General features: G+C 39.8%; 23 protein-coding genes and 1 pseudogene. 8 read left to right on the forward strand and 16 right to left on the reverse strand.

All coding sequences use genetic code 11. The features are described from left to right. Positions 1 to 240: 240 nt before the first annotated feature. From pilB to coaE, 4 genes are read left to right on the forward strand one after another with little or no spacing between them, the layout of a single operon-like run. Positions 241 to 1,953 carry a type IV-A pilus assembly ATPase PilB gene (pilB, locus tag ASF86_RS14520; RefSeq protein WP_056483126.1) on the forward strand — a complete coding sequence of 571 codons (1,713 nt, stop codon included), beginning with the start codon at positions 241 to 243 and terminating at the stop codon, positions 1,951 to 1,953. A 27-nt stretch (positions 1,954 to 1,980) separates the two neighbouring features. Continuing rightward, a complete protein-coding gene (locus ASF86_RS14525) occupies positions 1,981 to 3,207 on the forward strand; it encodes a type II secretion system F family protein (RefSeq protein WP_056483128.1) in 1,227 nt (408 codons plus the stop codon). Further along, entirely contained in the window at positions 3,207 to 4,067 is an 861-nt protein-coding gene (locus ASF86_RS20170) for a prepilin peptidase (protein ID WP_005037195.1), read from the forward strand. Before ASF86_RS14525 ends, ASF86_RS20170 begins: the two co-directional genes overlap by 1 nt. Position 4,068: 1 nt before the next feature. Beyond that, on the forward strand, positions 4,069 to 4,665 hold the full coding sequence (gene coaE / locus ASF86_RS14535; protein WP_003654573.1) for a dephospho-CoA kinase: 597 nt from the start codon (positions 4,069 to 4,071) through the stop codon (positions 4,663 to 4,665). Here the strand turns inward: coaE and ASF86_RS14540 are convergent. From ASF86_RS14540 to ASF86_RS14555, 4 genes are all read right to left on the reverse strand, one after another. Further along, complete coding sequence (locus ASF86_RS14540) at positions 4,662 to 5,576, reverse strand: DMT family transporter (protein ID WP_056483131.1); 915 nt, start codon at positions 5,574 to 5,576, stop codon at positions 4,662 to 4,664. The two genes, coaE and ASF86_RS14540, sit on opposite strands and share 4 nt — an antisense overlap. Positions 5,577 to 5,610: 34 nt before the next feature. Next, positions 5,611 to 6,360: a 23S rRNA (guanosine(2251)-2'-O)-methyltransferase RlmB gene (gene rlmB, locus ASF86_RS14545; RefSeq protein ID WP_005037200.1), complete on the reverse strand. Its 750-nt coding sequence runs from the start codon at positions 6,358 to 6,360 to the stop codon at positions 5,611 to 5,613. Positions 6,361 to 6,462: 102 nt separating this feature from the next. Beyond that, a complete protein-coding gene (locus ASF86_RS14550; RefSeq protein ID WP_003654567.1) occupies positions 6,463 to 6,789 on the reverse strand; it encodes a pyrimidine/purine nucleoside phosphorylase in 327 nt (108 codons plus the stop codon). Positions 6,790 to 6,865: 76 nt separating this feature from the next. Beyond that, positions 6,866 to 8,176: a tetratricopeptide repeat protein gene (locus ASF86_RS14555; protein ID WP_056483134.1), complete on the reverse strand. Its 1,311-nt coding sequence runs from the start codon at positions 8,174 to 8,176 to the stop codon at positions 6,866 to 6,868. A 114-nt stretch (positions 8,177 to 8,290) separates the two neighbouring features. Between ASF86_RS14555 and recN the strand changes: the two genes are divergently transcribed. From recN to ruvX, 3 genes are all read left to right on the forward strand, one after another. After that, positions 8,291 to 9,958 carry a DNA repair protein RecN gene (gene recN / locus ASF86_RS14560; RefSeq protein WP_056483137.1) on the forward strand — a complete coding sequence of 556 codons (1,668 nt, stop codon included), beginning with the start codon at positions 8,291 to 8,293 and terminating at the stop codon, positions 9,956 to 9,958. Between the two features lie 125 nt (positions 9,959 to 10,083). Next, positions 10,084 to 10,638: a YqgE/AlgH family protein gene (locus ASF86_RS14565; protein ID WP_003654562.1), complete on the forward strand. Its 555-nt coding sequence runs from the start codon at positions 10,084 to 10,086 to the stop codon at positions 10,636 to 10,638. Then, positions 10,638 to 11,078, forward strand: a complete 441-nt coding sequence (gene ruvX / locus ASF86_RS14570; protein WP_002115066.1) for a Holliday junction resolvase RuvX — start codon at positions 10,638 to 10,640, stop codon at positions 11,076 to 11,078. Before ASF86_RS14565 ends, ruvX begins: the two co-directional genes overlap by 1 nt. A 41-nt stretch (positions 11,079 to 11,119) precedes the next feature. Here ruvX and ASF86_RS14575 read toward each other — a convergent pair whose 3' ends face one another. From ASF86_RS14575 to ASF86_RS19355, 4 genes and pseudogenes are all read right to left on the reverse strand, one after another. Then, positions 11,120 to 12,121, reverse strand: coding sequence for an HlyD family secretion protein (locus ASF86_RS14575; protein ID WP_003654559.1), 1,002 nt, complete (start codon positions 12,119 to 12,121; stop codon positions 11,120 to 11,122). Between the two features lie 39 nt (positions 12,122 to 12,160). Continuing rightward, entirely contained in the window at positions 12,161 to 12,367 is a 207-nt protein-coding gene (locus ASF86_RS14580; protein ID WP_004640831.1) for a DUF1656 domain-containing protein, read from the reverse strand. Continuing rightward, positions 12,360 to 14,459, reverse strand: a complete 2,100-nt coding sequence (locus tag ASF86_RS14585; protein ID WP_056483140.1) for an FUSC family protein — start codon at positions 14,457 to 14,459, stop codon at positions 12,360 to 12,362. The genes ASF86_RS14580 and ASF86_RS14585 overlap by 8 nt, the downstream gene beginning before the upstream one ends. Then, positions 14,450 to 14,581 (reverse strand): annotated as a pseudogene (locus ASF86_RS19355) (hypothetical protein). The gene ASF86_RS14585 and the pseudogene ASF86_RS19355 overlap by 10 nt, the downstream one beginning before the upstream one ends. A 367-nt stretch (positions 14,582 to 14,948) precedes the next feature. Here ASF86_RS19355 and ASF86_RS14590 point away from each other — a divergent pair. Then, positions 14,949 to 15,722, forward strand: coding sequence for an IclR family transcriptional regulator (locus ASF86_RS14590; RefSeq protein WP_003654555.1), 774 nt, complete (start codon positions 14,949 to 14,951; stop codon positions 15,720 to 15,722). 194 nt (positions 15,723 to 15,916) lie between these two features. Here ASF86_RS14590 and ASF86_RS14595 read toward each other — a convergent pair whose 3' ends face one another. The 8 genes from ASF86_RS14595 to ASF86_RS19360 all read right to left on the reverse strand — a co-directional run bounded on the left by ASF86_RS14595 (position 15,917) and on the right by ASF86_RS19360 (position 23,047). After that, positions 15,917 to 16,528: an alpha-ketoglutarate-dependent dioxygenase AlkB family protein gene (locus ASF86_RS14595; protein ID WP_056483143.1), complete on the reverse strand. Its 612-nt coding sequence runs from the start codon at positions 16,526 to 16,528 to the stop codon at positions 15,917 to 15,919. Then, positions 16,525 to 17,379, reverse strand: a complete 855-nt coding sequence (locus ASF86_RS14600; RefSeq protein WP_056483145.1) for a methylated-DNA--[protein]-cysteine S-methyltransferase — start codon at positions 17,377 to 17,379, stop codon at positions 16,525 to 16,527. The genes ASF86_RS14595 and ASF86_RS14600 overlap by 4 nt, the downstream gene beginning before the upstream one ends. A gap of 126 nt (positions 17,380 to 17,505) precedes the next feature. After that, positions 17,506 to 18,093 carry a CDP-diacylglycerol--glycerol-3-phosphate 3-phosphatidyltransferase gene (gene pgsA / locus ASF86_RS14605; protein WP_005037212.1) on the reverse strand — a complete coding sequence of 196 codons (588 nt, stop codon included), beginning with the start codon at positions 18,091 to 18,093 and terminating at the stop codon, positions 17,506 to 17,508. 118 nt (positions 18,094 to 18,211) lie between these two features. Then, a complete protein-coding gene (locus ASF86_RS14610; RefSeq protein WP_056483147.1) occupies positions 18,212 to 19,006 on the reverse strand; it encodes a thioesterase family protein in 795 nt (264 codons plus the stop codon). Positions 19,007 to 19,126: 120 nt separating this feature from the next. Then, positions 19,127 to 20,926 carry an excinuclease ABC subunit UvrC gene (gene uvrC, locus ASF86_RS14615; protein ID WP_004640818.1) on the reverse strand — a complete coding sequence of 600 codons (1,800 nt, stop codon included), beginning with the start codon at positions 20,924 to 20,926 and terminating at the stop codon, positions 19,127 to 19,129. Positions 20,927 to 21,059: 133 nt separating this feature from the next. Further along, positions 21,060 to 21,590, reverse strand: a complete 531-nt coding sequence (locus ASF86_RS14620; protein ID WP_056483150.1) for a CHAP domain-containing protein — start codon at positions 21,588 to 21,590, stop codon at positions 21,060 to 21,062. 294 nt (positions 21,591 to 21,884) lie between these two features. After that, entirely contained in the window at positions 21,885 to 22,928 is a 1,044-nt protein-coding gene (locus ASF86_RS14625; protein ID WP_081407712.1) for a lysozyme inhibitor LprI family protein, read from the reverse strand. Then, positions 22,925 to 23,047, reverse strand: a complete 123-nt coding sequence (locus ASF86_RS19360; RefSeq protein ID WP_080547775.1) for a hypothetical protein — start codon at positions 23,045 to 23,047, stop codon at positions 22,925 to 22,927. The genes ASF86_RS14625 and ASF86_RS19360 overlap by 4 nt, the downstream gene beginning before the upstream one ends. Between the last annotated feature and the right edge of the window lie 28 nt (positions 23,048 to 23,075).

A 23,075-nucleotide genomic window follows, 5' to 3' on the forward strand; every position in this document is an offset into this window, starting at 1 on the left:
ATTTCAGATACTTTTCTTTAACGGGGTTGCTCATATCTTTTCTACTATTTGAAATCAGTAATAAAACTTTATTGAGCCCAAAGCCTTAGCTTTTAAAAATTAATGAATAAAAACTTCGACTGGTTCAAGCTTTGATAAGCGGATCAAGACGAGAGCATCATTTTCTCAGGTAGTAATTTTAGATAACAAAAGTATAATTTTTTATATACCAATTATAAACATATGAGCACAGGTAGGCAGATGTCAGTCATACATACATCTCCAAAATTTTCGGGGTTTTTTCGACGATTAGTCGAAGAAAAACATGTGTCGGCAGCGACCATGCAAACAGCATTAGATGCAGCAAAAAGAGCTAAACAGGATACTGTTGCGTACCTGATTGAAGAGGTTAATCTCTCCCCTTCTTTATTAGCTGAAACAATTTCTATTGAATTTGCTGAACCATATTTTGATCTGGACGTTTACGATACCAGCCAGATTCCTAAAGATTTGGTCGACCAGAAACTGATTTTAAAACATCGGATCTTGCCTCTCGTACAAAGAGGACAGATTTTATATGTTGCAACCAGTAATCCCAGCAATGTTGATGCTATTGATGCTATTCGCTTCAACAGCAAGCTTATGGTTGAGCCGATTATTGTCGAGCACCATAAACTCGAGAAAATTCTGGTACAGCAATTTAATGAAGAAAGTAATTTTGAGTTTAGTGATGAAGAGTTTGATCTTGATGTAGACCTTGATACCTCATCCGCTTCTGAAGAGGATGAGGATACTCCACAAGGCGATGAAGCACCTATTGTTAAATATGTTAACAAGTTATTAATAGATGCTATTCGTATGGGGGCTTCAGACTTGCATTTCGAACCCTATGAGAAATCGTATCGGGTCCGTTATCGGGTCGATGGCGTATTGCGTCAGATTGCAAACCCACCTTTGCAACTCGCCACTCGGTTAGCTTCCCGTTTAAAAGTTATGTCTCAAATGGACATTTCTGAAAAGCGTGTTCCTCAAGATGGTCGTATTAAGCTCAAGCTATCGAAATCTAAAGCAATTGATTTTCGTGTGAACTCTCTTCCGACCTTATTTGGTGAAAAGCTAGTTCTACGTATTCTCGATCCATCTAGTGCCATGCTTGGGATTGATGCTCTAGGATATGAAGAAGAGCAAAAAGCACTCTTTATGGAAGCATTAGATAAGCCACAAGGTATGCTTTTAATTACTGGTCCTACAGGTTCTGGTAAAACAGTATCCTTATATACGGGCCTCAACATTTTAAATACTGAAAGCTCCAATATTTCTACTGCCGAAGATCCGGTCGAAATTAACCTTGAAGGTATTAATCAGGTTAACGTGAACCCTAAAGTAGGTCTTAGTTTTTCGGCTGCGCTTAAATCATTTTTACGTCAGGATCCTGACATTATTATGGTCGGTGAGATTCGTGATTTAGAAACAGCTGAAATCGCGATTAAGGCTGCTCAGACGGGTCACATGGTGATGTCCACACTACATACCAACAGTGCTCCTGAAACACTTACTCGTCTACGCAATATGGGAGTTCCATCTTTTAATATTGCGACATCGGTCAATCTGGTTATTGCTCAACGTTTGGCACGTCGATTATGCCCTCAATGTAAGGTGCCTAGTGACATTCCTAAACAAAGCCTATTAGAAATGGGTTTTACCGAACAAGATCTAACACATCCCGATTTTCAAGTTTTTCAACCGGTCGGTTGTCCTGAATGTCGTGAGGGCTACAAAGGTCGAGTAGGTATTTATGAGGTAATGAAAGTCACACCTGAGATTTCCAAGATTATTATGGAAGATGGCAATGCTTTAGAAATCGCTGCTGCTTCTGAAAAATTGGGGTTTAGTAATCTGCGTCGCTCAGGTTTAAAGAAAGTCATGCAAGGTGTTACTTCTTTACAAGAAGTCAACCGCGTGACCAGTGAATAAAAGACAATTTAAAATAAGGATAATGTCATGACTGTCAAAAAGGCACAATTGATGCCGACTTTTGCTTATGAAGGGGTTGACCGTAAGGGCGTAAAAATTAAGGGAGAACTTCCGGCTAAAAATATGGCTTTAGCCAAAGTCACCCTACGCAAACAAGGGGTAACTGTCCGTAATATTCGGGAAAAGCGTAAAAATATTCTTGAAGGTTTATTCAAGAAAAAGGTATCAACGCTCGATATCACGATTTTTACCCGACAACTTGCAACCATGATGAAAGCTGGTGTTCCACTGGTACAAGGCTTTGAAATTGTGGCAGAAGGTTTAGAAAACCCAGCGATGCGTGAGGTGGTGCTCGGTATTAAAGGCGAAGTTGAAGGTGGTAGTACTTTTGCATCAGCTTTAAGAAAGTATCCTCAGCACTTCGATAAATTGTTTTGCTCTCTTGTAGAGTCCGGCGAACAATCTGGTGCGCTTGAAACCATGCTGGATCGTGTGGCAATTTACAAAGAAAAAAGTGAATTGCTCAAGCAGAAAATCAAGAAAGCCATGAAATACCCTGCAACGGTTATTGTAGTTGCTGTGGTTGTTACCATTATTTTGATGGTTAAAGTAGTTCCTGTCTTCCAAGACCTGTTTTCTTCCTTTGGCGCAGATTTGCCTGCATTTACACAAATGGTCGTAAATATGTCGAAATGGATGCAGGAATACTGGTTCATTATGATTATTGTGATTGTTGCAATTATTGTTGGTTTTATGGAAGCTAAAAAGCGTAGTAAAAAATTCCGTGATGGTTTAGACAAACTCACGCTTAAGTTGCCTATCTTTGGTGATCTTGTTTACAAGGCGATTATTGCCCGCTACAGCCGTACTTTAGCAACCACTTTTGCAGCAGGTGTTCCGCTCATTGATGCGCTTGAATCAACAGCAGGTGCAACCAATAATGTTATTTATGAACAAGCTGTAATGAAAATTCGTGAAGATGTTGCAACAGGTCAACAACTCCAATTTGCGATGCGCGTTTCAAATCGTTTTCCATCTATGGCTATACAAATGGTCGCAATTGGTGAAGAATCTGGTGCACTAGACAGCATGCTCGATAAAGTTGCCACCTACTATGAAAATGAAGTTGATAATGCCGTTGATGGCTTAACTTCAATGATGGAACCTTTAATTATGGCAATTTTAGGAGTACTCGTAGGCGGTCTAGTGATTGCTATGTATCTTCCAATTTTCCAAATGGGCTCAGTCGTGTAATGCAAGAAATTATTGCTTATTTTATTCAAAACTTAACTGCACTTTATATTGCAGTTGCACTATTGAGCCTATGTATTGGTAGTTTTTTGAATGTGGTGATTTATCGCACCCCCAAAATGATGGAACAAGATTGGCAGCAAGAATGTCAAATGTTACTCAATCCTGAACAACCAATCATTGATCATGAAAAACTGACATTAAGTAAGCCTGCTTCATCATGCCCCCAATGTCACCAGCCCATTCGCTGGTATCAAAATATTCCTGTCATAAGTTGGTTGGTTTTAAAAGGTAAATGTGGGCATTGTGAGCATGCAATTAGCATGCGCTACCCAGCCATCGAACTATTAACAATGGCATGTTCACTGGTTGTGGTCATGGTGTTTGGCCCAACCATACAAATGCTTTTTGGATTAGTCCTGACTTGGGTTTTAATTGCTTTAACATTTATAGACTTTGATACTCAGCTGCTACCCGACCGTTTTACCTTACCGTTGGCCGCACTAGGTTTAGGCATTAATACCTTTAGCATCTACACCACACCCACCTCAGCCATTTGGGGTTACTTAATTGGTTTTTTATGCCTGTGGATTGTGTATTACCTATTTAAAGTAATTACTGGCAAAGAAGGCATGGGCTACGGCGACTTTAAGTTGCTTGCGGCATTAGGTGCATGGATGGGGCCATTGATGCTGCCATTAATTGTGCTATTGTCATCTTTACTAGGTGCAATTATTGGCATCATTTTACTAAAATTACGCAATGACAATCAGCCCTTTGCCTTTGGGCCATATATTGCTATTGCAGGCTGGGTTGCCTTTTTATGGGGTGACCAGATTATGAAAATCTATTTGGGAGGTTAAGATGGCTTTTATTCTGGGAGTCACAGGTGGAATTGGCAGTGGAAAATCTGCTGCAACACAATGGTTTGAATCCCAAGGAATACAAGTCGTCGATGCCGACATCGTTGCTCGCGAAGTGGTTGAAAAAGGCCAACCTGCCCTTCAAAAAATTCAACAAACTTTTGGAGATTGGGTACTTCAAGCAGACGGGAGTTTAGACCGCCGTGCCCTACGCGAGTATATTTTTCAAAACCCACAAGCACGCCATACACTTGAGCAAATTACTCATCCTGCAATCCGCCAATCTATTATTCAACAATTACAAAATCCGCGTAGTACTTATGTGATTTTAGTTTCGCCATTGCTCTTTGAAACCAACCAGCATGAATTGGTTAATCACACGTTACTAGTTGATGCCAGTGAACAAACTCAAATTCAGCGTGCAAGTCAACGCGATGGACAAAACCAAGAACAAATCCAGAAAATTATTGCGGCGCAAATGCCACGTGAGCGAAAACGCGAACTTGCCAATGACATTGTGTTTAATGACGGATTACTCGAACATTTACATCAACAATTAGAGCCTTTACATCAAAGTTATTTGAAACGTACAGACTAATCTGGCTCATTTTGCTGTTTAATTTTTTGTGCCAAGCTATCTGGTCGGAACCATCGCCAAGGTTGTAAAGCACCGATTCCCATTCCGACCAAGCCCACAACAATCGATGGGCTTAACGCCTCCCCTAACAGAGGTACGGCCAATATGGCTGCAATAAAAGGCGCCAAAGTGACAATGCTTCCTGTTTTAAAAGCACCAAGTCGCTGAATGGCTGCCACATAAGTCAAAGTTGCAATAATAACGACAAACACACCATGGAAGATGCCTTGTATGGCTAAATGAACAGGACTGACTTCCATGAAATGCTTAGGCAAAAATAAAACATAGATGGGCAAATAAATAATTGCAGACCAAATCGCAACACTTGCCATTGAGTGCCATGCAGACAGTTTCCACTGTTTAAGTAACACAGTGAAAATCCCCCACCAAATCGCACTAATAAAAAGGAGTAGATCACCTATTCCAAAAGCAGAAGCATTACCTTGCAGCATCAAAACACTCATGAGACCTAAAGCAGCGATCATGATTGCCAGACTAGCCCATGTATGTTTATCAAATGGTTGTCTAAATAAAATATATGCTGCGAACGCAGTACAAATTGGGATACAGCCATTTAAGAAAATTGCAGCATGAGCGGCGGGAGCATAGAGAAATGCGGTGTAGACGGTAAGACAATAAATGACCCCACCAATCAAGGCCAAAATAACCGCATGCTTACTCCATAAAAAAGCGAGATCTTTCTTATAGATCAAAATAGGCATTAAAATTAGGAAGGCTATAGCGAAGCGCAGTGCGGCAATATCCCAAGCACTGATGTGCCACTGTGCATTTAAACGGGCAAAAAGCGTAAACCCGCCCCAAATGCACATGGTCACCAATACAAAGAAATAACCTTGCTTACGGGGAGACATATCAAGATGACTTAAAACTAGAAAGGCAGCTAAATTATACCTCAGAACGCTGGCGGCAAGCCTCATAAAGAGCCATACCAGTCGCTACACTGACATTTAGACTTTGTAGATTTCCAGACATAGGAATATAAACTTTATGATCACACTGTGCCTGTGTAATAGGACGCAAACCGGTATCTTCAGCTCCCATCACAATCACGACTGGGCCAGAAAAATCGCATTTTTGAAGTGGCAACGCACTTTCATCAAGCATGGTGCCAATCACACGCACATGAGTTGTTTCTTTAAGATGAGCCAATGTACGAGCTAAATTTGTGACTTGAATGAATTTAACTTTCTCGGCTCCACCCGCTGCAACTTTACGAGCAGTTGGCGTTAAACTTGCCGCACGATCACGAGGCACGATGACTGCTTGCACACCCATCGCAGCGGCAGTACGAATACAAGCCCCTAAGTTATGTGGGTCTGTCACTTGATCTAATGCTAACAACAAGGCATCTGGAGTTTCACTTAAGATTTGATCAAGATCTTGCTCATTTAAGACAGGATGCGGACGCACTGCTGCAACTACACCTTGATGAAATGGTAGACCTGCAAGTTTTTCAAGACTATCGCGGCTTGCTTTTTGTACACTAATTCCAAAAGGCTCTGCCAATTGCAAAATCTTTTGCAAACGCTGATCATCCCGTCCTTTTAAAGTAAACAGGGTTAGCACACGCTCCGGCTCAAGTTCTAGCAATGACTCCACTGAATGAACGCCATAATAATATTCCTGTTTTGCCATGCATGACCTCTAACAACGTTTGAGCAAAAAAATAAAAATCCTGCAAAGCCAACTTCACAGGATTTCTTTGGGCATAGTGTACCCGATTTGAACAGGAATTTCTTAGCCTTCTAAATGGCACACGTAATCGAGGACTTCATCAGTTTCGATTTTAAAAACGCTATTTCCAGGCACGTAAAATGATTGGCCTGCACGGAACAATTCACTTTCATTACTGTCCGCAATTGTTACGCGACATTCACCTGAAATAATTTCCATACGCTCAGGGACATGTGTTTCAAAAGTTAAGGCTTGCTCAGTCGGCAAAATAACACCTAGTGTTTTTTTCGTTCCATCTTCAAATTGCACGGTATGGCTGATACATGCTCCACCAAAATAAACGTTTGATTTTTTGATGACCGTTACATGATCAAATTGGTTTGTACTCATGCACATTCTCCAGATAATGCCATATTTATATAAATTATGATGAATGTAGTTTAATTGTGCCTAAATAACTAATCAATCAGTTTTCATACGGATAGACTTGTAATTTCCACTGCTCGGCCTGAATTTTTTTGGCAAAAGCATGAGGTAAATTAATCTCAATATTTCGACTATTCGACACAATTGCATCGTATCTGCAAACTTCGACCTGATTTTCATCTAGGAGTACCCAACACACTCTTTGTGCTGTTGGATGGGCAACTGCTGTAGCAACTACCGGTGAACCGTCATTCATTCCTACATGAAAATTTTCACTGTCATTTTGCATTAACACCAGATCATACGCTGGAAAATCGATAGCATCTGAATCGAATTGCTGACTATCGTGTATCAGCACACTCTGTTTTAAAGTCGGCCAAATACAATAACGCAAATAATGTTGATCCATCACCCGATTATCCAGATAACGCCCGGTGGCAACATAATCTCTGATATGTGCTTCAATATTATGAAAAATCCCCGTACATCCGCCCCACATTCCAGCCAGAATTAGTTCAGTATGAGAATAGTTATCTCGCATTAAATGAAACCATTTATCACTCTTGAGCCACGCATCTACAGCCGCCTTTTCACGGTACGACACAATCGAGTCGGCATCACGTATAAGAAAACGCTTAATTGTTGGATCATCCATCACAAAAAAACGCCAAAACAACCCTGATAGTTGTTTTTGGGAGTCCGTCACTGGTACCACTTGCGCACCTTTCTCTTTTAAACGCTGTTGCACAAGCACTGGAACGGTATCATCGACATAAAATCGGCACGTCCACTCTGGATAAACTTGTTTGGCTAACTCAGTATTTAAAATAGAGGTTTCACAATAACGCGGGTTTGCCCCAAACAATGAAAAGGCAATAATATTTTCTTGAGGGTTTGAACTAAACTCTGGGGGCGCATGACTCGGAATAGGCAAAACAGGTTCGTTCTTAGCCAATTCTTTTTTAGTTGTAATGGCCAAGTGTCCAAATTTTATTGTTTCTTCTTTTTTATTTAAATGATGACAAACTTCTGTTAATCCATCGTATAAGTTTGTATTTACGTTAGACCCACTTGCCTGAATAGCTTGCAAATAGTGTTGATAGGCATCGTTATAACGGTGTAAGCGTAGCTCGGTATATGCCAAATCGGATAATGCTCCCGGATGCTTGGGAACTAAATTAACAGCCTGTTTAACATGTTGATAAGCTTTGGCATAATCTCCTTGTGCGGCTGCTTGTTTAAATGCATTAAAATGCTGATTTAAAATTTTATTCATTTCCGCAGGATTGTTTTTTTTATGACGGTTAATCATCCCTATCGGTGGTTTCGGTAAGCTTAATGTTTTTTTCATTGTAAATATCCGCAATCTTGCTGTTCTATAATTTCAGTTAGAATAATAGATCACTTGTAGCAAATTCAAAACTTCTCTATCTTTAACCCATAATTTGGCGCGTTGGATGCGTTTATGCTCACACATTTAACTTTAATTAATTTTGCATTAGCTGATCATTTAGCTATTGATATAGAACAAGGATTTAATGTTCTAACAGGCGAGACAGGTGCCGGAAAATCATTATTACTGGATGCACTTTCTGCCTGTCTAGGGGAACGTACAGATACAAATTATGTTCGTTATGGTTCAGACAAAGCGGATATCACCGCTGTTTTTACCTATCAAAATAATAGCCCTGAAGAAAAATGGCTACAAGAACACGAGCTAGATGATGATTCTGGGGAAATTCATTTACGTCGCGTTATTTTTGCAACTGGACGTAGTAAAGCATGGGTCAATGGCCGCCCTAGCAGTTTATCTGAACTCAAAGAATTGGGCCGTTTGCTCGTTCAACTCTATAGCCAACACAGCCAGCAGCAGCTTCTTGAACCGCCTTATCCAAAGCATTGGCTAGATCGTTATAACAATTTTTATGTTGAAGCGAATGATGTACGTGAAGCCTATAGTATGTGGCAACGCACGATTCGTTTACACCAAGCTGCCTTAGATGCACAAGCAACACGTTTGCAACGTATTGGCACTTTAGAGCATCAAATCGAAGAACTTGAAGACGTCATTCAAACCGACTATAAAGAAATTGAGCAAGAATTTGATCGTCTTAGTCATCATGAACATATCATGCAAGACTGTAGCTACAGCTTAAATGTTTTAGATGAAGCTGAGCAGAATATTACTCAAGAAATGTCTTCGATTATTCGCCGTCTAGAATCTCATGCCGGGCGTAGTGATCAGCTTTCTGAGATTTATAATTCTTTACTGAATGCTCAAAGTGAAATAGATGATGCAACGGCGAACTTGCGTCAATTTATTGATCGTCAAAGCTTTGACCCCGAGCGAATGGAAGAACTCAACTCTAAACTTGAGGTTTTTCATCGTCTGGCACGCAAATACCGGACTCAACCGGAAACACTTAAAGAAGAATATGAAGCTTGGCAACGTGAGCTTGAGCAACTACATCAACTTGAAGACCCAGAAACACTGGCAGAGCAAGTTGAAAAGTCGCATGAGGAGTTTTTAGAAAAAGCTCAGCATTTAGACAATATACGTCGTGAAGCTGCCGCTCCGCTTGCTAAACAATTAACTGAACAAGTGAAACCTTTAGCGTTACCAGAAGCACACTTCGAGTTTAAGTTCGAACCATTAGAACAACCAGGAGCAGAGGGTTTAAGCTTTATTCAACTTTTATTTACTGCCAATAAAGGTATTCCTCCACAACCACTGGCACGAGTGGCATCTGGTGGTGAGCTTTCTCGTATTGCACTCGTAATGCAAGTCATGAATGCTGAGAAAACCGAATCCGAAGTGTTGGTGTTTGATGAAATTGATGTGGGTATTAGCGGTGGAACCGCAGAAGTTGTGGGACGTTTACTTGCCGACTTAGCGCAACATGTCCAGCTTTTATGTATTACTCACCAAGCACAAGTTGCTGCACAATCTGATCAACATTTATTAGTGAAAAAACAACAAACTGACCCAGCCAGCAGTACAATTATAGAACTTGATGAAAATCAAATCATTTTTGAGTTAGCTCGCATGTCAGGTGGTGTTGAAATTAATGAAACAACCTTGCAGCACGCAAAACAATTACGCCAACTTAAATTTCAGGCTTCTTCAAATTAATAAAGAAAATGAGAGAAAAAGATTGGCGAAATCCGATTAACTCTTGTATGTTGATAAAAAGAACCTATATAGATAAAAGGGTCGAGAGGCCCTCTAGTGACATTTTTTGAGGGAGAACCGCTTAGGTGACCAAACAATACCTGACTCACCGTTGTCTGATTGCCCCGCCAGAAATGGCAGATGACTTTTTCGCAAACACTGTAATTTATCTTGCTCGTCATGATGAAGAAGGTGCTCAAGGCATTATTATTAATCGTCCTTCTGGTATTCAAATTAAAGAATTACTCAATGATCTCGACATTGAAGCTGACAATGTAAATCCACATGCGGTTTTACAAGGTGGTCCTTTACGTCCTGAAGCTGGATTTGTTCTCCATACTGGGCAACCAACATGGCATTCATCTATTGCTGTAGGTGAAAATGTTTGTATTACGACCAGTAAAGATATTCTCGATGCGATTGCTCATAACGAAGGTGTAGGTCGATACCAAATTGCATTAGGCTATGCGAGCTGGAGCAAAAATCAGTTAGAAGACGAAATTACGCGTGGTGACTGGCTCATTTGTGATGCTGATATGGATCTGATTTTTAACCTGCCTTATGACGATCGTTGGGATGCAGCTTATAAAAAAATTGGTGTAGATCGTGCGTGGCTAGCATCTGAAATCGGACACGCTTAATGACCGAAACACAATCAAAATCGATTATGGCTTTTGACTTTGGCACTCAAAAAATGGGAATGGCGATTGGCCAATCTTCAATTGAAAGTGCCAACCCTCTCCCTCTATTTGTCATGAAAGATGGCATCCCAAATTGGGATCAACTCTTAAAAATCGTGAAAGAATGGCAACCCGATTTATTTTTGGTTGGCCTTCCCCTAAATATGGACGATAGCGAGTCAGAACTCTCTACACGTGCCCGCAAATTTGCGAGACGTTTACGTCATCAAACCAACATAGAAACGTTGATGGTAGATGAGCGTTTAACGACACGTGAAGCGAGAGAAGAGTTAGGTTTTTACCAAGAACAAGGTCGAGCAAAAAAGCTATCAGCAGATAGTTTTGCAGCTGCACTACTCATTCAGAGTTGGTATCGAAATCCAGTCGGTTTAACACCCTAAGATTTTAAAAAAGAAGGAAGGCTAAAGCCTTCCTTCTTTTTTTACTTCTCAACAATATGTACGGTAGCAGTTCGTCCCGAGACAAAAGCAAGCTGATTCTTCGGTGTTTCATCTAATACGATCTTCACGGGTACACGCTGCGCTAAACGAACCCAGCTAAAAGTTGGATTTACATTGGCAAGAAGCTTAGAGCTACTTGAACGCTCACGATCTTCAATTCCCGATGCAATACCTTGTACATGGCCTTTAATTTTTTGGTTATCACCCATTAACTGTACAGTGGCCTGATCACCGACATGAATACGATTTAATTTGGTTTCTTCAAAGTATCCCACAACATAAAGTTGTTTACGGTCAAGTAATGCAGCAACCGCTTGGCCTACTTGAACATAGTTACCTGGGCTCATATCAAAGTTAGATAAAGTACCATCAGCGGGAGCAATTACCGCAGCACGATGCATATTAAGCTCAGCCAAATGTAAACTGCTCGTTGCTGCCTCAATCAAAGCCTGCTGTTGCTTAACAGTTGCTTCTGCTTGCTCAATTGCTGCTTGTAGTTGCTCATGCTCTGCATGGGATTGATCACGTGTTGCAAAAACCTGATCTTGTTCTTGTTTTGAAATCGCCCCATCCATTAAGTTTGAATAGCGGCTCGCATTTTTTTCAGCTAAACGAATATTGGTATCTGATTTAATCAGGTTTGCTTTTGCTTGAGCTAAGCCTGCTTGTGATTGAGCAAATGCTGCTTTCGCTTTTGCTAAATCAGATTTTGCTTGCTCTACATCTAAAGCCCGGCGAGACACATCAATTTTAAAAAGCACCTGTCCCTTCTTCACACTCTGGTTATCTTGAACCAAAACTTCTGTGACAAGACCCGCTACATCCGAAGATACTTGGATGACATCACCACGAACTCGACCATCTCGTGTCCACGGCGCTGCATTGTAGTAGTTCCACAAATGCACAATGGTATAAACCGCAACCATTAATGCGACAATCAAAATTACTGGACGGATGACTTTTTTCAAATCCACCTGATTCATTTCACTCACCTAACTCAATCTTTAATTTCGCAATCATCTCTATGCACCAACCCCAACAAAAATTTGATGTATCACCAAGAGCAATAAAAGGTAAAAACACAAATTAAAAATACTAGGTAATGCAATCCAGCCTTGTGCAATCCACTTGTTGGTTAAAACACTTAATCCACGGAAACATATATATGCTAAGAGGGCTTGAACGAGCAAAGAAGGCACGTAAATGCCATAAACATTAAACTCACCCATTTGCTGTGGCTCCTCTAAAGGTGCTGTTTTCACTCATTTGATCTGATGAAACATGACACATGCTATAAGCAATATTGTTAAGTGAAATGAGTAATCTTTGTCGCATAGTCATATCGTCAACATTTGAAGCAAGCTGTTTTAGTTCAAATAAAGCTCGATGGATTTTTTCCACTAAAGCTACAGTATTGTCTGCATCATTTTCTTTAGCTCTAAACAGTTCATCCAGATTTTGTTGCAGATTTCCGATGTGATGAGCCAGTTCTGAATTTTGAGGGAACTGATTCGCCAGTTCTTGCAATCGGCTTAAATCAACAATACTACTCGACTCAATCAGTGCTTGATGAATTGAAGTTTTAATCTCGCCAGATTGCACCATTTTGCTGTTTAGAATCCCAATTCGGTCTAGCATGCTGCGTAAGTGAACTTTAAAATCAAGACCATATGGCAAATAAATCGCCTGTCTCATTGCACGATAATGCAAGGCCAAAATACGGCTGGCACTGGTGTCTGGAGACATTGCACGAACCACGTCAATGACAACTAAAGACACTAAGACACCCAAGATCATGGCAAAAGAACCATCAAGATAAGACACTGCATCCATGCTATAAGCATTATGTAGATTTAGGCCCATCATGGTATTAATACCTAAGACCATACCTACTGGCATAAGCATCTGGTTAGCCATCATAGACACAGCAAACAGGAACATAGGTAATAAAACCAGTCCAAGTTCCCAGAATGTGGTGACATGAGGGAAAATACCAAATGCATAAACGAACACTAAAACTGCTGAAGCGATACTGCCCCAGATAAAAATACGCAAAACCGGAACGGGATTATCTAAGGCCGTTAGAATACAGGCCGTTACTGCACCCATTTGCGCCATCATAAATCCAGCTTTCCAGCCCGAAATAATCCAGACCCCAGTCACAATAAATGTAATAAGGACTGCACTGATGCCACCTCGTATAGCCACACCATGGTCACGGTGTAAACTCGGATATTTGGTGGTCATTGGCGTAATGTTGTCAGGGATTTCTTTATTCCCTTGCTGAATTCGCTGCCACAAGACTTTAACCGCTAAAACATTGCTAATGAAATGGCGCACATCCATTTTCATGGCTGCAACCAAAACTTGCTGATGTGTAGAAGCCGATTCCATCAAACTTGCAAAGTCACTTTCAAACTTATCAGGTAACTGCAAAATATTTTCATCAATAATTAGATCTTTTTGCTCTAAAAACTGTACAACATGAGCCGAAAGCTGTTGCAGTTTTTCTGCATGAGTCTCGATGAATCGAAGTTCTTGAAGTTGTTTAATACGCTCAGACAAAGCGACTAGATTAGCGACCACCATTGAGATTTGATGAAGCATTTCCTGCAATGGTTTTGTCATGCCATGCAACTCACCCTTCTCATAACTCAAATGTACTGCCAAAGCATGAATATCGGTGGTGTCGCGAGTAATGGTCGCTAAAAGTTGAGTATTATTCTGCTTCGGGTCAGCAGTTAATAAATTAGCAAACAGATTCTCTGTATCTTTCAGCGTTTTGATGACGCGTTGCTTAATCGCAGAACCAATGTGCATTGGAAGAATAGTGGCAGAAACCACAGCGCTTGAAACCACTCCAATCGAAATCTCTATGACCCGAGCTAAAGCAATATCAAAAATATTGTATTGATCAATATACGTAATTGCATTGAAGACAATCATGGCTGTCGAATAACCCGCCAGCATAAAAGCATAACTGCGTGGAGTCCGGTCAAGTAAAGACACATAAAGCGCAAAACCCACCCACAACGACAACACCACGGTAAATAACCAAGGTGTATTAATTAGATGTGGCGTTAGCGTTAAGGCAATCACAGCCCCACCAATCGTCCCTACCACACGGTAGACACACTTAGAGGACACCATTCCCGAATAGGGATTGGCAATAATCAAGACCGTACCAATCGACCACATCGGGTTAATCAGATCTAATTCAAATGAAACAAATAACGCTAGCATTCCGGCAATAAATGTTTTTGTTGCAAAGATCAGATCAAGCCTACTCGGGCGAAATGCCAGTATTTGCTTTAATAACATGAACTCATCTCAAATACAGATTTGAACTGATGAGCATGCCCTTCAATGTTAAATTGCCTTTCTAGAGACAACAAAACTGTGCCATTTGCCTAAAAGCAAATGAGATGAGGAGCATCCTTCAATACAATGATTTTTCCACATCCTGCCTGATTGGCCCAGATGATTTCAATTTGGACGTTATTTAAACGGCCAAACTTTGGAAAGAAGAGGTATCAAGAAATTCGCCTAGAATCGACCAATTTCTCGATTAGATATTTTGTTTGGCAATTTTTTCAAAATAAAGCGATTTAGTCAACTAAAATATCTCTATTTGATAATTTGATATATTTTTTGATAATCGTATATGATGTATAAGCCAAGAGAAGTTTTCTCTTTGTCAGAGTAAAATACTCAAATAAGGCATTTATTTTAGAATTGAGACAAATTTTCTTTTTTTCTGTTATAAGAACTCAAACATGACTCTTTGTTAAAGGATACGAACAAGACGCTATGGCAATTTCAAGTTTTGGCAAAATTTTAACCGTACTGGACCTATTTTCAGTTTCGCGTCCAATAATTAATGTCGATATTATTTGCGAAGAACTTGGCTTGTCTAAACCAACCAGTTACCGTTATCTGAAAGAACTGGTGTCTACCGATCTATTAAAACGCATTAATGGAACGTCTGGCGATTATACCTTAGGCTCAAAAATTGCAGTTCTTGACTATATTTCTCGAACTACTGATCCGTTAGTTCAAATCAGCACACCATTTATGCGAAACATTGTGGAGCGTACCGAACTGTGCTGCTTGCTCACCTATTTAAATGATGACTATTGCATTGATATTCACCATGAAATATTCAAAGACACCGAATTACTCTCATATGGCCGAGGCTGCCCAAGACCTATTTACGTGGGGTCATCTCCAAAAACGATGGTTTCGCATTTAAGTAAACAACGGATGCAAGACTACTATCATCGTTACCAGCAAGAATTAAAACAATCAGGTTTTGCTGAAGATGAACCAAGCTTTATTCAGCGTATGCGTAAAATTAAAAAACAAGGATTCTATTTCTCACAAGGTGAGATTGACCCCAATGTTTCTGGCCTTGCCGTTCCAGTTCGTTTTTCGAACAAAGAGGTACCTTTAGCTTTAACTTTAGTTGCTTCTAAAAATCGTTTTGATTTTTTAAATGTTGAAAAGCTCACCGAAATTTTGCAAGAAAATGCAGCACTTATTGAACAACGTTTTATGGAGTTATCTGAAAAAGGTGAAATTTAAAACCCGACTTTATGATAATTTAACCTTTTCTTACATTTTAATGCATTGAATAGATCACAATATTCTCATATTATGATTTTAGCTCTTATTGATGATTCTTTTCATCAGCAGCTCATCAATAGAAGCATCCCCCTCAGAGGAATAAGCTCATGTTGCCATCATGGGCTTTTTTCTTGCCGAATTTTTAATGAAAGTCATGAAAACTGAAACTGCCTGAAAGTAAGATTAATACGCGGCTGTAAAATCTTTGTTGAGCGATTTAAACGATGTTGCCAATGTTGTTGTGTTTCACCACGCATCACGATGAGTTGGCCGGGTTGTAGCCACAATTCAACTTTCTTTTTACTTTGAATGTGTCTAAAAGAAAATTTACGGGTAGCTCCAAAACTTAAAGATGCAATCGTTGTGGTTTTCGCTAAAGAAACATCCGAATCACTATGCCAAGCCATCCCTTGTGTTCCATCTTCATAAAGATTTGCCAAGCACGAGTTAAATTTTTCTGAAAGTCGCTGTTCTACCAATTGTTTGAGTTTGGCAAGCGCTCGATCCCAAGGCAAAGAATCACGAATGACACCCGAATATTTATATTGATAATAATTATCTCCATACCATGCCACTTTTCGAGGGGTGATAAAGTGCTTGCCATACAACTTAGCCTCGTCATGTTTCCACGCGAGATGTTGGTAAAGATAGTGAAAATATTGTTCAGCTTCTTCTGGGCTTAAAATACAACCATAGTCCTGAACTTCACCATCATAAGGTAATAAATTTTCACAAGGCTCTGGAGCAAATAAATCCAAGGTCATGCGGTCTCTCCATGTTGCTTTGACATCTCCCAAGCTAACAATGCCAATTTACGCCCCTTTTGCCAATGATATTCTCCGACCATGCCTGTTGCACGTATCACCCGATGACAAGGGATTAAATATGCAATCGGGTTTTGCCCAATTGCTGTGGCAACAGCTCTAACAGCTTTAGGCTTTCCAATCTGCTCTGCAATATCTTGATAGGTCCGCAATTGACCTTCTGGAATGGTCAGTAACGCTTCCCAGACTTGCAATTGAAATGGAGTTCCAGCCAAGTTAAGCGGAAGTTTTTGCTGTAAGTGTTCTGAGAAATCTTGTTCAAACCACTGCGCAATTTGTTGATGCCAAATCGGCGCCTGATTTTTTAATTGGGCTTTAGGGAACTGCTGTTTAATTATTTCTTCGATATTCTCACGAGTATCGATAAAGCGAACAGAACATATTCCCTTTTCGCTGCTTATAACCAACAACTCACCAAATGGGCTTGCCTCAATCGAATAATTAAGTGTAACCCCTTCACCTTGCAGTTTATATTCACCAGGCGTCATACCTTCAAGCTGAATAAACAGATCATGTAAACGACCAGTACCAGACAAACCCGTGTTTAAAGCAGTGTCTAATAAGCTGCGTTGCTGCATCAAATAGTATTTAGCCTGCTGCAAACTCATATATTGAACGAATTTTTTCGGGCTAATACCCACCCATTCTTGAAACTGGCGTTGAATATAACCTGAACTTAAATTCATATGACTCGCAACATCGTCCAGACTAGGTTGCTGGTCCAGATGTTCATATAAATATTCAATTACAGTGGCAATTACAGCAAATTGCCGAGAAGAAAGCATTTGCATGTGTCACCTCCTTAGCACTTATATCTTACATTAAAGGACCTAAAGCTCGGTGACGACCCGATTCTTGCACTATCCGAAAATAAAAAAGCCTTTCGTTATAGAAAGGCTTAATCATTCAATCTGAAATTAAGGTTGCTTTAAATAAGGCCAGGCGGCTCTTAGGTAAATAAACATTGACCATAAAGTAAGAATCACAGCGGTATATAACAAGGCATATGCCAGCATTTCTAAAGGTTGCCAATTAAGTAAAAACACACTGATGGCAATCATCTGAAAAGCTGTTTTATATTTGCCTACTGTTGATACAGCTACACTCGTTCTTGCGCCAAGCTCTGCCATCCACTCACGTAAAGCAGAAACTGTAATTTCTCTTGAAATAATGACAATTGCAGCAAAAGCCATTGATATGGTCGGGTTCCATTGCACCAAAACAATCAGTGCTGCTGCCACCATAAGCTTATCTGCAACTGGATCTAAAAAACGGCCAAATGCTGAAGTCTGGTTTAAAGTTCGTGCCAAATAGCCATCAAACCAATCGGTAATAGCAGCAAACACAAAAATTGCAGTCAAGATAATATGACGACTCATACTTCCTTCATGCTCACCAATACCCATTGCAGGCGGCCAATACGCAATCACCAAAAATACAGGAATAAGCGCGATACGCGCCAAAGTTAGGATATTTGGGATATTCAGGATTCGCCCTGTGGTCATAAACACCGCCAATTTAGTCTTCAAGCATCTTGTAACAGACAAAAATACTTTCTTCAATATTGTATCTATCTGTAACAGCCACTTTATACGAAATATATGAATCGAGGAAGTAGACTGCTTAGGTAAATACCGTAACAGTTTGCCGTAAAATTGCAATTAAATGATCATTTTGATCCCATAAATGCGCATATTCTGTGGAATAACCTTCACCAGCATATTCAGTTACCACTTTATATTTAAACCAGTCACATAGTTGATGCTGGATCGGATGTACATAGGTGATGTGCCAAGTTAAAGAACTTGCAGGAGCAACTTGTTTAAACATCGGCAATACACCAGGTGGCCAAATATCCATCAGAACAATTAAATCTGGCAAAGTCATTTGACGGTTTTCATGCTTCTCTGGGGAAAATCTTGACCATCCTCCAAAGTCAGCATACTGACTTCCTGTAACAGGATAATGACCTTCTGCCCAGCATACATCAAAATGTTGATAGCATTCTGGCATTTGTCTAGCAAAAGGAAGAGGCTGTAAGTCTTCTGGCTGTGCATATACTGGAACCATAGGTTCTTGGCGTACTTCAATATTCGAAGTGCGAGGCACACCAAAGCTTGCGACCAAAATAGTTTGTACCGCGCCATCTTGCCATAAACGGGTTTCAAGCGTAGTGACCGACTTTCCTTCCCTTAAAATTTCAATAGTCAATTGGGCAGGTCCCTGCTGTACAGGGCCAACAAAAGTAATGCTACAACTTAATAATCTTTTATTTGGGTCGTGAATATTTGAACATGCTTTTTGCATCAACAACCCTGCAACAAAACCACCGAAAACCGTGCGGCCTTGTAACCATCCTTCAGGTATTTCAATCCATTCCTTTTCTTTTATTTCTTCAAATAATCGCAGCAATGACATTCCTTTCCCTAAAACGAAAGTGTTATTAGGAAATATCTTTCATCATTTTGATTGGAATGTGAATGGTCAATCATTTAGTAATTGGCGAATTATTTTGTCACTCGAACTTTAAGCCTATGCTTATTCGTGCAGAATTTTATAAATTGTTCTTGCCATCATCTCACCAAAACCAGGCACAAGTGTGAGCTCTTTTTCTGAAGCTTTCAAAACACCTTGGATCCCACCAAAATGAGTCAATAAATCTCGACGGCGTTTCGGTCCCAACCCCGGAATTGCTTCTAAAACTGATGTACTACGACGTTTATCACGTTTAGCTCGGTGTTTAGTAATTGCGAAGCGATGGGCTTCATCACGCACCTGTTGAATCAAGTGCAATGCTTTATTGTCTTCTGGTAATTGAATTTTCGTGCCATCTGTAAAATGTAGAGTTTCAAGGCCTGGTTTACGCCCTTCACCTTTAGATACCCCCACCATAAAAGCATCGAGCCCAAGTTCTTGCATGACGTCCATCGCCATGTGAAGTTGACCTTTACCACCATCAATCAATAACAAATCGGGCAATATGGCTTTTTTATAACGTCGTGTTAAAGCTTGGCGCATGGCAGCGTAATCATCGCCGCCGGTAATATCTTGAATGGCAAATTGGCGGTAATCACGCTTACGAGCACCACCTTGGTCAAACACCACACATGATGCAATTGGAGCTTCACCCATGGTGTGACTAATATCAAAGCATTCGATACGATCGACGGGTCTTCCAATCACTTGTTCTAACTGATGAAAACGTTCATTGAGTTCCAAATGATTACTCAACTGTCCCTTAATGGCATGTTGAACGTTCATTTCAGCAAGCTCTAGCCACTCCGCACGAGTTTCTCGCACACTACTCTTAATTTGGACCTTCTTACCAAACTGCTGTGCCAATGCTTCTTCTAATTCTTTACGGTCAGGTAAAGCAATATTCACAATGAGTTCATTTGGAACTTCATCTGCAACCTGAAAGTAAAAGTTAGCCATAAAGTCACTGAGCATTTGGCCAAGGTCATCGCCTAGCATGTCGGGAAAATAGCTTTTACCTCCCAACATTCGTCCATTGCGTACATACATAATTTGCACGCAAGTCACGCCAGCCTGATATGCAATTGCCAGAATATCCGCCTCACCTTTAACCTTAAAAACAGCCTGTTGTGCTTGTACTTCACGAAGCAAAGACAATCGGTCGCGGTAAAAAACAGCTTTTTCAAATTCGAGCTCAGCCGCAGCTTGCTCCATTTTGGCAATGAGCTCTTGATTTAACTCTTTGGTGTCGCCTTGCAAAAAGCGAATACTGTTATTAACGTCTTCTTTATAATCTTCGGGTGAAATCAAACCTACACAAGGTGCAGAGCAACGCTTGATTTGATATTGCAAACATGGGCGCTTGCGCTGTGAGAAGTAGCTATTTTCACACTGACGCACATTAAAAAGCTTTTGTAAAACCAGTAAAGTATCGCGAGCGCTATAGGCGCTTGGATAAGGTCCAAAGAACTTACCAATTTGATGCTTCCCTTTGCCACGACCGCTCGCAAGCCGAGGATAGGGCTTATCTGACGACACAAAAATATAGACATATGACTTATCGTCCCGCAGCATGATGTTATAAGGCGGACGATGTTGTTTAATTAGATTTTGTTCTAAAAGTAATGCTTCGGTTTCTGAACGAGTCACCAAAGTTTCAATATTATAAATTCTTGCAACTAAAGCCTGAGTTTTGGGATGTTCAATCGTTTTAACAAAATAACTCGACACCCGATTTTTTAGGTTCTTAGCTTTGCCGACATATAACAATTCGCCCTCTTTCCCTAGCATTTTATAAACGCCTGGAAGTTGGGTCATGTGGGCTAAAATTTTTTCAATGTGGGGACGAGCGTTTTGATTCACTATCGGCAGACATGGCTTAATACTGAATAGCTAATGTGATGTTTTAACCACTACTTTTCAAGTGCTTTACTGTGCCAGAAGCCAAATTTGAAAAGAGATTTTGATAGGCCCCGACAGACTATGTCGTACTCACTTAAGAGTCGAGACGATAGTAGCTATATTTAACATCTTTTTCTTTATAGACCGCATAGGTTTTTTGGCGAAAATCCGAGAACCAGCCATTACCCGTATAACCTGCAATATGACCATATGTGTGACCACTTGTCCGCTCAATAATATAGATATCACCTTCTTGGGGACGGTTAAAAGCAGGTTTAATTTTCTTATAGCCATTTTGTTCAAGCGTATGCCCCCAATCAGAGGCAGCTACTGGGTGCTTAGACACATCTGCTCCTGCGGCTTGTAAAGCAATACGGATGTTTTTGGCACATTTTTCTTTGCTATGGTTGGCAGATATACTTTCAAGCTTACTTGAGAACTTGTGCAAATTAATATTTTGATCTTCAGATGACTGTCTTTTAGCATCAGATTTTTTATGTTTTTCAGACGTCGAAGCTGCTTTACGTAATATCACTTTCGTTTTTAAATCACGTTGAGAACTGTCTTCTTTTCTCACTTTGATATGGTGAACATGTGCATGAACTGCGTGATGAGCATGAGCCATTTTAAAACCTACTTCCGCTAACCAGTCTTCGAAAAAACCGCGTCATTGTAGAATCAAAATTGCTTATTGGCTTTTAATAGTTGTAACAATTTCCTAGCACTGTGAAGTAAGTCACAAAATCCATTAAATACTGTACAGCATAAAAAAACGCCCTTTCGGGCGTAATAAAACTATTCATTTATCTATAATTACTGGGTTAAAGCTCTCACTCATAAAGTCAGAGTAATTACCTATAATTGGTCAATCCCATCCATTTTAAACACGATTGACCAAGTATTTATAGAGAGTTCCAGATTAATTTAAATTATTTAAATAAACCGTTCGCTCTATAGTTTTTTGGATAAAGCACTGTGTATATTGCATCTCTTGGTTTTGCTTACTCATTTCAGCAGTCCAGTAATTCGATTGTTTTTGATAAGTTTCTAAATCTTTTTCAGGAATATCATCAACACTCTTTTGTGCCAGTACCTTACACTCAACATCTCGTTTTTTAAACCAGTCCGATTGATCTTGTTTAAATTGAATTTTTTTCTCGGCACTCAATTTATCCCAAGTCTGATTTAAACGTTCCACTTGCTTAGCTTTTTCGGCATCTAATTCTTTTTTACGAACATCCATGGCTTCCTGAGCTAAAGAAGTCTGTTCTTCATTATTTTCCTCAGATATTTGTCGATTTTCTTCAATATTTTCTTCTATCAACTCATTTTCTTTAACATAAGCCGCATATTGCACAGCTTTGGTGGCAACAAAAACCACTCCTTCAATCACAGTATTTTGACTTGGCAAATTAAATACCAAACCCTCTTTATCTGTTTTTGTGATGTTATAGAAAAAATCACCTTTCAATTGGTCATTTTCAAGCGTCAAAGGTGAATCATTATCCGAAAAATAATCATTGAGCGTATCAGACTCTTCATTAGAATGGCGCAGCACTTCAATATATGCTTTTTCCGCACGTTTTTGTAAACCTTTAGGAAATGAAACGACCAATTGGCTTTCACAACTTAATTGTGTATTTTTTTGACTATCGTCTTCTAAGGGTAAAGTGCGAATATTTTTAATTTCAAACTTCAATCCTTGATTAATTTTATTAAGGATATCCGCATCAACCTGATATTGACTTTGTCTTAAACTGCGTTCGATTTGTTTCAAATACTCTTTTTTCAATGAGGTTTGAATCTGATTTAAATTTTCAGGGTGTGTACAGCTCCAATCCGAAATTGTCTCAACTTTATCTGTTTTTGATTTTGGCTCTGGCTTAGATTTTCCACATCCCGTCAATATTACTGCTGCACTGAATGTAGTTATTACTAAAGCTTGTTTCATCACCGTATTCATTTATATTCCACGCAAATTTTTAAATTTATCAAGTACAAGAAAGGTATATATTTACCAGTTGCATTATCATCCCAATAATTAATATAAAATTCACCTAAAATTTTAAATAAAAATACTATCCGCTCTAATAATCATCTTTTTAAGTGC

Origin of the sequence: Acinetobacter sp. Leaf130 (genome assembly GCF_001423205.1) — a bacterium.
GTDB lineage: Bacteria > Pseudomonadota > Gammaproteobacteria > Pseudomonadales > Moraxellaceae > Acinetobacter > Acinetobacter calcoaceticus.